The sequence below is a fragment of the Microbacterium sp. KR10-403 genome, assembly GCF_040196215.1.
Classification (GTDB): domain Bacteria; phylum Actinomycetota; class Actinomycetes; order Actinomycetales; family Microbacteriaceae; genus Microbacterium.
The window spans coordinates 497,817-510,524 of the sequence record NZ_JBEGDC010000002.1 but is presented as its reverse complement, the minus strand read 5'-3'; the positions used below and the strand labels follow the sequence as shown (position 1 = coordinate 510,524).

The following is a 12,708-nucleotide window of genomic DNA, read 5'->3' as shown; positions in this document are numbered from 1 at the left end:
GAGGACAACGATGACATAAAGCGCTTTACTTTCCGCAGATTACGCCCTAGCGTTGTCGCCGACAACCCCGCCGGAACGATCTGCGGGCGGGGCCGGATACAAGGGAGTAATCACATGGCAAGACGCAAGGCAGTGCTCGGCCTTGTCGGCGTCGCCGCGGTTACGGCGATCGGCCTGACCGCGTGCTCGGGCGGCTCGTCGGCGACGAGCGCCGACAACACCATCGACGGCACGCCGTCGGGCGACATCAAGGTCGTCACCTGGCGTACCGACCTGGTGCAGGACGGCACATACGACAAGTGGATCGCGGAGTTCAACAAGAAGTACCCCGACGTCATGGTGAAGGTCGAGGGCATCACGGACTACGCGAACGAGATGCTCACGCGCATGAGCACGAAGAACTTCGGCGATGTGATCGGCATCCCCACGATCCAGCCCAGCCAGTTCAGCCAGTTCCTCGAGCCGCTCGGCAAGACCAGCGACTTCGAGAGCAAGTACCGGTTCCTGTCGGGCGCGAGCTACGACGGCACGCAGTACGGCATCGCGTGGGGCGGCAACGCGAACGGCATCGTCTACAACAAGAAGGTGTGGCAGGAGGCGGGGATCACCACGCTGCCGACGTCTGAGGACGAGTGGCTCGCCGACCTGAAGAAGATCAAGGACAACACCGACGCCACTCCGCTCTACACGAACTACAAGGACGGCTGGCCGCTGTCGCAGAGCTTCGGCAACCTGGGTGCCATCACCCACAACCCCGACGCCCAGACCGACATGGCGCACGACAAGGCGCCCTGGACCGAGGGGACCGACGTCTACGCGATCGACTCGCTGCTGTACGACTCCGTCGCCGGCGGGTTCACCGAGAAGGACCCGCTGACCACCAACTGGGAGCAGTCGAAGGTCGACCTGGGCACCGGCAAGATCGCCGCGATGACGCTCGGCTCGTGGGCGATCTCGCAGATGCAGTCCGCGGCAGCCGACAACGGCGCATCGGCCGACGACATCGGCTACATGGCCTTCCCGGCCAACGTCGACGGCAAGCAGTACGCGGTGATCGGCGGCGACTACAACCTCGCCGTCAGCAAGTACTCGAAGTCCAAGGCGGCCGCCTGGGCGTTCATCCAGTTCCTGGTGGACGAGTCCGGCTACACCGACGACCAGGGCATGATCTCGACGCTGAAGGATGCTGACCTGCCCAAGAACCTGCAGGACTTCGAGACGGCGGGCGTCGAGCTCATGGAGCTCACCCCGGCACCTGAGGGACAGGAGAGCCTCCTCAGCGACATCGCGAACGACTCGAAGGTCGACATCAACGGGCAGATCTACCGGCAGAAGCTCGTCGACATCGCGCGCGGTGCGGCCGACGGCGACAAGGCGAGCTACTTCGCCGAGTTGAACAAGGCCTGGGGTGCTTCCGTCGAGAAGCTCGTCAAGTGAGAGATGAGGGCGGCGGAGACATGGTGATGCAGACATCCAGAACGGACCATCCGACGGCCACTGCCGCCCTCACCGCGTCCGATCGGACGCGCCGGTTCCGCGGGCGAGGCCGCGGAACCGGCCGCCCGGGCGGGCACTCGGGCAGCCTTCTGCGTCGGCTGACCCCGTGGTTCTTCCTCGCGACCGGCGTCGGCCTGCTGCTGCTGTTCACGTACTGGCCCGCGCTGAACCTCGGGTACTACTCGTTCACCGACTGGGACGGCATCGACCAGACGAAGAACCTCGTCGGGCTGCAGAACTACATCGACGTGTTCACCGACCCGAGCATCTTCCGGGTCTTCTTCGTGAGCCTCTACTATTTCGCGGCCTCGTTCCTGCAGATGGCCATCGCGCTGTATTTCGCGACGATCCTCAGCTTCCGCACCCGGTTCTCGAACCTCTTCCGCGGCATCCTCTTCTTCCCCTACCTGATCAACGGCGTCGCGATCGGCTTCGTGTTCCTCTACCTCTTCCAGCCCGGCGGAACCCTTGACACCGTGCTGTCGTGGTTCGGCGTGGGCGACCCGCCGCAGTGGCTGGGGGACCCAAGCCTGGTCAACTGGTCGCTGGCCGGCACCAGTGTGTGGCGCTACACCGGCATGAACTTCGTTCTGTTCCTCGGCGCCATCCAATCGCTGCCCCACGAGCTGTACGAGGCCGCCGACCTCGACGGAGCATCGCGGTGGCAGCAGTTCTGGGCCATCATCTTCCCGGGCATCCGACGTGTGGTGGGGCTGAGCTTCATCCTCGCGATCTCGGGCAGCCTCTCGGTCTTCGAGATCCCGTTCATCATGACCGGGGGTGCGAACGGCTCGTCGACCTTCGTCATCGAGACGATCCAGACCGCGTTCACGTTCCGGCAGGTGGGGCTGGCCTCGGCGATGGCCGTGGTGCTGTTGCTCATCGTGCTGATCGTGACGTGGATCCAGCGAAAAGTGTTCCCCGACGAGAAAGTGGACCTGACATGAGCATCGCCACCCGGCCGCGCAACGGTCTGACCCTCGGCATGCGTCTGCGCTCGATGTCGGCGCAGACGGCGAAGTACACCAGCCTCATCGTGGCCAGCGTTGTGACGCTGCTGCCGCTGACGGTCGTGCTGTTCGCGAGCCTGAAGAGCTCGACGGAGTACGCCTCGACCGGGCCCTTCACGCCGCCCACGAACTGGTTCGACTTCGACAACTTCGTGACCGCGTTCACCAACGGTGCGATGCTCGAGGGCTTCGTCAACACGGCCATCGTGCTGGCCGTCTCGCTGGTGGGCACGGTGTTCATCGGCACGATGGCCGCCTACGCGCTGGATCGCTTCGCCTTCCGCGGCAAGAAGCTCGTGATGGGACTGTTCCTGGTGGCGACGCTGATCCCTTCCGTCACGAGCCAGGTCGCCACCTTCCAGCTGATCAACGGTCTGGGCCTCTACGACACGAAGGCCGCGCTCATCCTGCTGTTCATGGGCACCGACGTCATCGCCCTGTACCTGTTCATCCAGTTCATGCAGTCGATCCCGATCTCGCTCGACGAGGCCGCGATGATCGACGGCGCGAACCGCTGGACGATCTACTGGCGGGTCGTGCTGCCGTTGCTGAAGCCCGCGATCGCCACGGTGATCATCATCAAGGGCATCGCGATCTACAACGAGTTCTACTCGGCCTTCCTCTACTTGCCGTCGCAGGGGTTCATCTCGACCTCGCTGTTCCGGTTCAAGGGCCCCTACGGCGCGCACTGGGAGATCATCGCCGCCGGAACCATCATCGTCATCATCCCGACCCTGATCGCCTTCCTGTTCCTGCAGAAGTGGATCTACAAGGGCCTCACCTCCGGAGCCGTCAAGTGACCCTCGTCTCACCAGCACCCCTCGTCCTGCGCCGTCCCCTGCACGAGGGATGGACCGTCCACGCCTCCGCCGGCCCCGTGCCGGATCTGGTGCGGGATGCCGCGGTCCCGGCCGTCGTGCCGGGAGTCGTGCACCTCGACCTGATGCGTGCCGGGCTCATCCCCGACCCGTACCTCGACGACAACGAGGCGCTGCTGGCGTGGATCGGCCTCACCGACTGGACCTACGAGACGACGTTCGAGGTGTCGGACGCCGCCCTCGACGGGCGCCGGCACGAGCTCGTGTTCGAGGGGCTCGACACCGTCGCCACGGTCACGCTGAACGGTGTCGAGATCGCCCGGGTGCAGAACCAGCACCGCACCCACCGCATCGACATCACCGACGTGCTGACGGCGGGCGCGAACGGCCTGAGGGTCGCCTTCCGCAGCCCGGTGAGGTTCGCCGACGCGCAGAGTCTCGTCTACGGTCCGCGACCGCGGCCGTACCCGACCCCGTACGAGGCGATCCGCAAGTCCGCGTGCAGCTTCGGTTGGGACTGGGGCATCGCCACCGCGACCAGCGGCATCTGGCGCCCGGTGCGGCTGGAGTCGTGGGCGACCGCGCGCCTGGACGACGTGCGTGTGGTCGCCACGCCCGACGGCGCCGGCGGGCGGGTCGAGGTCACCGCGTCCGTCACCCGGGCCGACCAGGCGCCGCTGCGGCTCGTTGTCGATGTGGCCGGGGCATCCCTCGCCGTCGACGTTCCGACCGACGGCACCGATGCGCGCGCGGTCGTCGAGCTCGACCATGTCGAGCGCTGGTGGCCCGCCGGCCACGGGGGCCAGCCGCTCTACGACGTGCAGGTGGCGCTGCAGGCGGGCGCCGACACGGTCGACGAGACCGTGCGACGGGTCGGCTTCCGCACGCTGCGGTGGGACACGACGCCGGATGCCGCGGGCACCCCGTTCCAGCTGGTCGTCAACGACCGTGCGGTGTTCGTGAAGGGCGTGAACTGGATCCCCGATGACGCGTTCCCGAGCCGCGTCGACCGCGAGCGGTACGCGCGCCGTCTGTCGCAGGCGCGCGCCGCCCACGTGAACCTCATCCGGGTGTGGGGCGGCGGCGTCTACGAGTCCGACGACTTCTACGACGTCTGCGACGAGCTGGGGCTGCTGACCTGGCAGGACTTCCTGTTCGCGTGCGCGGCGTACCCCGAGGAGGAGCCGCTGCGCGGCGAGGTCGAGGCAGAGGCGCGGCAGAACGTCGCACGCATCGCCCACCACGCCTCGCTGGCGCTGTTCTGCGGTAACAACGAGAACATCTGGGGGCACGAGGACTGGGGCTGGAAGGAGCTGCTCGACGGGCGCACCTGGGGTGAGCACTACTACCGCGAGCTGCTGCCCGCGGTCGTCGCCGAGCGTGCGCCGCACGTGCCGTACATCCCCGCCAGCCCGTTCAGCCCCGACGAGACGGTGCACCCCAACGACGAGGCGCACGGATCGGTGCACCTCTGGGAGCAGTGGAATCAGCGCGACTGGCCGACGTACCGCGAGCACACGCCGCGTTTCGTCGCGGAGTTCGGCTGGCAGGGCCCGCCCGCCTGGTCGACCCTCACCCGATCGTTGAGCGACGACCCGCTCACCCCCGAGTCGCCGGGCATGATCGTGCACCAGAAGGCGCTCGAGGGCAACACGAAGCTCAGCCGCGGACTGGTCGCGCACCACCGGGTGCCGGTGGAGATGGAGCGCTGGCACTGGGCGATGCAGCTGAACCAGGCGAACGCGGTCACCGCGGCCCTCGACTGGTTCCGCGCCCACGCCCCGCACACCTCGGGTGCGATCGTCTGGCAGCTCAACGACTGCTGGCCGGTCACCTCGTGGGCCGCGATCGACGGCGACGGGCACGAGAAGCCCCTGTTCTTCGCCCTGCAGAACGCGTTCGCGCCGCGCGTCGTCGTCGTCGAACCCGATGGCTCCGGCCTGGTCGCCGTGCTCGGCAACGACACCGACGAGCCCTGGGAGGGTGACGTCGTCATCACCCGACGCGGCTTCGACGGCAGCCTGCTCGCGCAGATGCGGGTGGCGGCATCCCTCGCCCCCCGCACCTCGCTGACGCTGCCGATCTCGGCCACGGTGGGGACGGCGGGGGATGCCGCGGCCGAGCTCATCGTCGCCGAAGCGCTCGACACCCGCGGCGTGTGGTTCTTCGCCGAGCCGCGTGACAGTGCACTGGAGGCCCCGCGCACGCGGGTCGCGGTGGCGTCCGCCGACGACGGATTCGACGTGACGGTCACCGCCGACGCGCTGCTGCGCGACGCCACGCTGCTCGTCGACACGCTCGCGCCGACCGCCACGGTCGACCGCGGGCTGGTCACGCTGCTGCCGGAGGAGCAGGCCGTCTTCCGCGTGCGCGGCGTCGACGCCCTTGACGCGACCGCGGCCGCGCGCGTGCTGCGCAGTGGGAACGAGCTGCGGTGAGCGGACTGTTGAGCGAGCCCGTCTGCGGCATGACGTGGGGATGGGTCGGCACCCGCGGCACCTGGGACACGCCCGAGGCCGACGCGTCGATGCGGGCGATGGCCGCGCACGGCGTGACCTGGACGGCCCTGGCGTACGCGGCCGAGCAGGCGACGCCGTTCTCGACCGAGATCCCGTTTGAGAGCGAGCCGACCGTCACCGACGCCGAGATCGTCCGGGCGATCGGCGCGGCGCACGACCTGGGGCTGAAGGTGTGCCTGAAGCCGGTGGTGAACGTCGCCGACGGCACCTGGCGCGCCCACATCGGCTTCTTCGACCAGGATGTGCCCGGCGAACCGACGTGGTCGCAGTGGTTCGCCTCGTACCACCGCTTCATCGTGCATGCCGCCCGCATCGCCGAGGCCGAAGGCTGCGAGATGCTCTGCATCGGCTGCGAGATGGTGCGCGCTGACGGGCAGGAAGCCCACTGGCGGCGGCTCATCGCCGAGGTCCGTGCGGTGTACCGGGGGCCGATCACCTACAACTGCGACAAGTATCAGGAGGACCGTGTCACCTGGTGGGACGCCGTCGACATCATGTCGTCCAGCGGGTACTACCCGATCGACGAGTGGGAGACCCAGCTCGACCGGATCGAGCGGGCCGTGGCATCCACCGGCATGCCCTTCTTCTTCATGGAGGCGGGCTGCCCGTCTCGCGAGGGGTCGCCCGCCAGGCCCAACGACTGGAGCCTCGTGGGCGCTCCGTCGGGCGACGAGCAGCTGCGGTACTACCGTGCGATGTTCGACGCCGTGCGCGCCCGCACGTGGGTGCGCGGACTCATGCTGTGGGACTGGCCGGCACGGCTGTATCCCCTCGCCGACGCGGCCGAGAACGACGACTACTGCCCGTACGGCAAGCCGGCGGGCGATCACCTCACCGCGCAGTACACGGCCTGGGCGAAGGAGAGCGCATGAGCAGGGGGACGGTCATCGCCCTCGACGCCGGGCAGACCGGTGTGAAGGTCCAGGTCCGCACGCGCGACGGCGTGCGCGATGAGACGCTGCCGGGCGTGCGGACCGACCGGCCGGTCGTGCCGCAGATCGCCGCCCTCGTGCGCGCTCTGACGCCGCAGGGCGAACCGCTCCTGGCGCTCGCCGCGGGGGTGTCGGGGCTCACCGCGCACGAAGCCGATGCCGCACCGCTGCAGCGGGCGCTGGGCGGGCACGCGCGCGTGCTGCTCGCGCACGACTCGGTCACCGCGTACCTCGGGGCGCTGGGCGAGCGGCGCGGGGCGGTGGTCGCCGCGGGCACCGGCGTGGTCACCCTCGCCGTCGGGCGCACGAGGGTCTCGCGCGTGGACGGCTGGGGCAACATCATGGGCGACGCGGGCAGCGCGTACTGGATCGGTCGTGAAGGACTGGATGCCGCCATGAGGGCGTTCGACGGACGCAGCACCCCCACACTTCTCACCGACCTCATGCGCGAGCGCTGGCCCGACCCGTCTCAGGCGTACACGCAGCTGCAGGCCGACCCCGACCGGGTGCGGGTCGTCGCCGGATTCGCGGAGGCGGTCAGCGATGCCGCCGCCGATGACGCGGTCGCCGCACGCATCTGTCTGGCGGCGGCGCGCGAGCTCGCGCACTCGGTCACGGCCGCGCTGGCGAATGTGGCCGATCCGGGCGACGATGCGACGCGCCCTGTGAGCGCCGTCGGCGGCGTGTTCCGATCGGACCTGATCCTCACGCGGTTCACCGAGCTGATGGCCGAAGCCCGTCCCGGAATCGACCTGTGGGCGCCGGCGGGCGACGGGCTCGACGGCGCCGTCACGCTGCTGGGGCTCCGCCGCGAGCACCCGCTGTACGGCCGTGTCTCCGTCGCCGCGGCTGTGCAGGAGCAGATTGCGTAGGCGACGGCGGATCCCGGATCGGGCTGCCGGGATCGCCTTCCGACGCGACCGTGGCGGCCGCTCGACACGTTCGGGCGCGACGCGACCGCGCAGACATCAGTGCATGATGTGCTGGTATACCTGAACGCCGGGTCGTTCGCGATCGACGATCTGACCGTTCACTGAGCCGAGGGCGGATGCCGGCACCGCCCGGTCGGCATCCGCCCTCATCCACCGAGGAGAGACATGGACACGACCCCCTTCCAGCTGCAGCGCGACGGTGTCGGAGTGGTGGTGGACACCACCCATGACGGCCTGCCGCGCATTGTGCACTGGGGTGCCGCGCTCGGGGCGGAGGGCGCGCTGAGTGCACTCGACGTCGCGCTGGATCGACAGACCGCGCCCGGCACGCTCGACGCCGCCTGGGACGCGACGATCCTGCCCGACGAGGGCGACGGGTTCAGCGGGCGGCCAGGGCTGCAGCTGCGCCGCGACGGCGTGCTGCTGCGCACACGCTGGCGACTCGACGCGCTGTCGCACGATGCGGAGCAGTGCACGGTCGAGGCCGTCGACGACGCCGCCCGACTGCGGCTGCGCGTCGTGATCGAGATCGCCGCGGGCGGGCTGGTGTGGGTGCGCACCGCGCTGCGCAACGACGGTGATGCCCCGGTCGACGTCGACTGGCTCGAACCGAGCCTCCCGGTGCCCACGACGACCTCCCACACGCTCACCTTCGACGGCCGGTGGACGCGCGAGAAGCGCCCGGTGGTCACCGTCATGCCTCCCGGCGCGACGGTGCGCCAGACCCGGCGCGGACGGCCCGGTCACGACGCGACCACGATGCTGGTCGCAGGCATCGGCGAGCCGCAGTGGGCCTCGGGGTCGGTGTGGGGCGTGCACGCCGCGTGGCCGGCCGACACGTCGTACCGGCTCGACCGCATCACCGACCAGCTCACGCGGATCGGCGCCGGCGAGCTGCTGCGACCGGGTGAGATCACGCTGGCGGCGGGGGACGAGTACACCGCGCCACCGGTCGCGTTCGTGTATTCCGCAGACGGCATGGACGGCCTGGCCGCCCGCACGCACACCATGCTGCGGGCGCGGGCGCAGCATCCCGCCTCTCCGCGACCCCTCACGCTGAACACCTGGGAAGCCGTGTACTTCGACCACGACCCGGCCCGGCTCCTGGCGCTCGCCGAGCGGGCGGCGTCGCTCGGATTCGAGCGGTTCGTGCTCGACGACGGCTGGTTCGCCGGTCGCCGCGACGACACCACGAGCCTCGGCGACTGGGTCGTCGACCGCACCGTCTGGCCCGAGGGGCTCACGCCCCTGGCCGATCGGGTGCACGGACTCGGCATGCAGTTCGGGCTGTGGTTCGAGCCCGAGATGGTCAGTCTCGACTCCGACGTCGCGCGGGCGCACCCGGACTGGCTGCTGCACGATCCGCGGCACCTCGACCACCCGGCCGAGCTGTCGTGGCGCACGCAGTACGTGATGGACCTGGCGAACCCCGATGCCTACGCGCACGTCTTCGGCCAGATCGACGCCCTGGTGGGCGAGCTCGACATCGACGCGATCAAGTGGGATCACAACCGCGACCTGGTCGAGAGCGTGCACGACGGCCGGCCCGGGGTGCACGAGCAGACTCTCGCGTTCGAGCGGATGGTGGCGGAGCTGAAGGGGCGGCACCCGGGCCTGGAGATCGAGTCGTGCTCGTCGGGCGGCGCCCGTACCGACCTGGGCGCGCTCTCGGTGTGCGACCGGGTCTGGGCCAGTGACTCGAACGACCCCGTCGAGCGGCAGGACATCCAGCGCTGGACGGGGCTGCTGCTCCCGCCCGAGCTCGTCGGCGCGCACGTGGGTCCGGCGGTGTCGCACAGCTCGGGGCGTGCCACCGACCTGTCGTACCGGATGGCGACGAGCCTCATGGGGTCGGCCGGCTTCGAGTCCGATCTGTTCGCGCTCGAGGAGGCCGAGAGCGAGCGGGTGGCCGCGTTCGCCGCGCTGTACAAGCGGCTGCGGGCCGTCGTGCACACCGCGCGCACCTCGCACCCCGTGCTGCGCGACCCGGCGTGGCGGGTGACGGCGTTCACGGCGCCGGATGCCGCGGCCGCCGTGGTCGTGGCGGCGACGGTCTCCTCTCTCGAGGACGCCCGCGCGGAGCGGCTGCGGCTGCCGGAGCTGTCGGCCGAACGGGTCTATCGCGTGCGCGTGTGCGACGAGATCGGCCCGGCGCAGCACGGGTGGATCACCCCGCCGTGGTTCTCGGCGGGCGAGATCGAGCTGCCCGGCGCGGTGCTGCGCGAGATCGGCCTGCAGCTGCCCACGCTGTGGCCGGTGCAGGCGTTCGTGCTCGAGGTGACCGCGATCTGACGCGCGGGCGGCGCGGGCGGCGTGCGCGGCTAGGCCGGTGCGCCGTCCACCCAGACCCGCTGCACGGTCAGATGCTCGTCGAGCAGCACGGCGTCGGCCGCGTGCCCGGGGGTGAGCGAACCGAACCGGTCGGCGACGCCCACGGCCCGTGCCGGCACGGCGGTGGCGGCGGCGACGGCGGCGGGCAGCGGCATCCCGACCTCGTGCACCATGAGGCGGATGGCGGCGTCCTGCGTGAGGGTGGAACCCGCGATCGTCCCGCCCTCGGTGAGCCGCGCGACGCCGTCGATCACGGTCACGGCGAGTCCACCGAGCGAGTATGCGCCGTCGGGGGCGCCGGCCGCGGCCATCGCGTCGGTGATGAGGGCGACCCGGCCCGGCGCGCCCGTCGTCAGCAGCCGGATCACATCGGGATGCACGTGCACCCCGTCGGCGATGACCTCGAGCGTGACGCGGTCGTCGCCCAGTGCCGCGAGGACGGGGCCGGGGGCACGGTGGTGGATGTCGTTCATCGCATTGAACGCGTGCGTGAGGATGGTCGCCCCGGCGTCGAACGCCGCCTGAGCCGTGGCCTCGTCGGCATCGGTGTGCCCGACCGCCGCGGCGACGCCGGCGGTCGTGAAGCGCCGTACCGCCTCGAGTCCGCCCGGCAATTCGGGCGCGAGGGTGATCTGCCGGATCGTGCCGGCGCCGGCGTCGAGCAGGCGGTCGATGGATGCCGCATCCGGCGTCCGCAGCAGCGACGGGGTGTGGGCGCCCTTGTGCCCGATGTCGAGGAACGGGCCCTCGAGGTGCGTGCCGAGGATCGTCGCATCATCCGCCGCGAGCTGCGCGATCGTCGTCACCCGCGTCACCAGGTCGTCGATCGAGGCCGTGACCAGTGAGAGCACCGCGCGGGTCGTGCCGTGGGCGCGGTGGACGGCACGCGCCGTCGCGATCGCCTCGACGCCGTCGTCGTACGCGGCCGCGCCGCCGCCGTGCCCGTGGATGTCGACGAAGCCGGGCGTCAGCCACGTGCCGCCGGCGTCCTCGGCATCACGCGGCGCCAGCTCGCGCCAGTCGTCCCCGGTGCCCAGACCGGCCACGAGGGCTCCGTCGAACGCGATCCACGCGTCGTCGGTGGTCTGGCCCTCGTCGACGAGCCGGGCGGAGTGGATGACGCGATCGACGCCCATGGTCAGGCCCAGTCGATCTCGGCGGCGGGTGCGTACGCGATGCCCTGAGCGCGCCACAGCGGGCCGAGGGCGCCGACCCGGGAGCGGAACGATTCCCAGGTGCGCACGTCAGAGTCGGCCGGCGACCATGCGGTCTCGGCGGCCGCGGCGATGCGCGGGAAGGCCTGCGAGTCGATGTCGGCCGGCGTGCGCACGGTCTCGGTCCACAGCGGCGCCTCGATGCCGAGGATGTCGGCCTCGCCGATGCCGTCGATGATCTGTGTCGGCTCCCATGCATAGGCGTCGTGCACGCTGGTCGGGCCATTGGCCCAGGTCAGCCCGGTCGGGCTGTCGGCGGTGAGCTTCATGTCGAGGTAGATCGCGTCGGCGGGGGAGAGGATGACCTGCGCCCCGGCGCGCACGAAGGTGCGGGTCTTCTCGTCCATGCCGTCGGTGGGTGTGACGAAGCCCCAGTACTGCCCGACGGTGGTCGGCGCGAGCCCGCGTGACGACCCGGCCTCGTGCCATGCGATCGGGATCTTGCCGAGGTCGGCGACCAGCGCCGTCGCGCGGTCCATGAACGTGGCGAAGTCGTCGTCGGACATGCCCAGGGCCTCGTCGCCGCCCACGTGAAGGTACGGGCCGGGGGTCATCGCCGCCAGCTCGCCGTACACGTCGGCGAGGAACGCATAGGTCGCCTCGTCGTGCGCCTTCAGCGCCGAGAAGCCCACGGCGAAGCCGGTGTACGGGCGTCCCTGCTGGGGCAGTCCGCCGCCGAACATGTCGACGACCTCGCGCACACGGTCGGAGATCACGACAGGCTCCATCAGCTCGGGGTAGGCCAGGCTGATCGCGTGGGTGTGGCTGGGGGCGTCGATCTCGGGCACGACGGTCATGCCTCGGGCCGCCGCATGCTCGACGATCCGCGCGTAGTCGTCCTTCGAGTAGAACCCGCCGGCGTCGCCGAACACCGCGGTGCCCGCGGCCGCGTCGGTGAGCGCGGGGCGCGCGTCGATGCGGATGCGCCAGCCCTGATCGTCGGTCAGGTGCAGGTGCAGTGCGTTGAACTTGAGGGATGCGGCCCGGTCGATGTAGTCCTCGACGACCTCCACGGGGAAGAAATGACGTGCGACGTCAAGCATGACCCCGCGGTAGGCGAACCGCGGTGCATCGTCGATGACCTGCGCGGGGACGGTGCGGGATGTCGCCAACAGCTGCACGAGTGTCTGGATGCCGTAGAAGACCCCGGCCGCATCGGCGCCGGCGATCAGAACGCCGTCGGCGCCGACGGTCAGCCGGTACGACTCCGCGGCGCCGGTGCCGGTGATCTCCAGCACGACATCAGCGCCGGTCCGGCCTTCGGCGGCGATCTCCAGCGCGCGGCCGGCGACCGGAGACAGTGCCGTCACCGCGAGCCCCGCGGTGGCCCGGGCGTCGGGGCCGGCCACGATGCGCGACGTCTCGGAGAGGGTGAACGGCGTGGCGGCGGCATCCACCGTCTGTGCGGCCGGGGCCGGGACCAGGGTTGTCATGTAAGGAACGCTAACAAACTCC

The 12,708-nt window shown here is 70.4% G+C and carries 9 protein-coding genes; 7 read left to right on the top strand and 2 right to left on the bottom strand.

Translation table 11 applies throughout. The features are described 5' to 3' along the window. Nucleotides 1-114: 114 nt before the first annotated feature. From ABMQ42_RS05990 to ABMQ42_RS05960, 7 genes are all read left to right on the top strand, one after another. Nucleotides 115-1,437 carry an ABC transporter substrate-binding protein gene (locus tag ABMQ42_RS05990; RefSeq protein WP_349721944.1) on the top strand — a complete coding sequence of 441 codons (1,323 nt, stop codon included), beginning with the start codon at nt 115-117 and terminating at the stop codon, nt 1,435-1,437. A gap of 26 nt (nt 1,438-1,463) precedes the next feature. Then, on the top strand, nt 1,464-2,444 hold the full coding sequence (locus ABMQ42_RS05985; RefSeq protein WP_349721943.1) for a carbohydrate ABC transporter permease: 981 nt from the start codon (nt 1,464-1,466) through the stop codon (nt 2,442-2,444). Further along, on the top strand, nt 2,441-3,307 hold the full coding sequence (locus ABMQ42_RS05980) for a carbohydrate ABC transporter permease (protein WP_349721942.1): 867 nt from the start codon (nt 2,441-2,443) through the stop codon (nt 3,305-3,307). Before ABMQ42_RS05985 ends, ABMQ42_RS05980 begins: the two co-directional genes overlap by 4 nt. Further along, a complete protein-coding gene (locus tag ABMQ42_RS05975; RefSeq protein WP_349721941.1) occupies nt 3,304-5,763 on the top strand; it encodes a glycoside hydrolase family 2 protein in 2,460 nt (819 codons plus the stop codon). Before ABMQ42_RS05980 ends, ABMQ42_RS05975 begins: the two co-directional genes overlap by 4 nt. Next, complete coding sequence (locus ABMQ42_RS05970; protein WP_502884627.1) at nt 5,760-6,716, top strand: glycoside hydrolase family 113; 957 nt, start codon at nt 5,760-5,762, stop codon at nt 6,714-6,716. The genes ABMQ42_RS05975 and ABMQ42_RS05970 overlap by 4 nt, the downstream gene beginning before the upstream one ends. Next, nucleotides 6,713-7,648 (top strand): N-acetylglucosamine kinase, encoded by a 936-nt coding sequence (locus ABMQ42_RS05965; protein WP_349721940.1) that lies wholly within the window; start codon nt 6,713-6,715, stop codon nt 7,646-7,648. The genes ABMQ42_RS05970 and ABMQ42_RS05965 overlap by 4 nt, the downstream gene beginning before the upstream one ends. 225 nt (nt 7,649-7,873) lie before the next feature. Next, nucleotides 7,874-10,000 carry an alpha-galactosidase gene (locus tag ABMQ42_RS05960; RefSeq protein WP_349721939.1) on the top strand — a complete coding sequence of 709 codons (2,127 nt, stop codon included), beginning with the start codon at nt 7,874-7,876 and terminating at the stop codon, nt 9,998-10,000. A gap of 29 nt (nt 10,001-10,029) precedes the next feature. Here ABMQ42_RS05960 and nagA read toward each other — a convergent pair whose 3' ends face one another. Then, nucleotides 10,030-11,175: an N-acetylglucosamine-6-phosphate deacetylase gene (nagA, locus tag ABMQ42_RS05955; RefSeq protein WP_349721938.1), complete on the bottom strand. Its 1,146-nt coding sequence runs from the start codon at nt 11,173-11,175 to the stop codon at nt 10,030-10,032. 2 nt (nt 11,176-11,177) lie between these two features. Further along, nucleotides 11,178-12,686, bottom strand: a complete 1,509-nt coding sequence (locus tag ABMQ42_RS05950) for a beta-N-acetylhexosaminidase (RefSeq protein WP_349721937.1) — start codon at nt 12,684-12,686, stop codon at nt 11,178-11,180. Between the last annotated feature and the right edge of the window lie 22 nt (nt 12,687-12,708).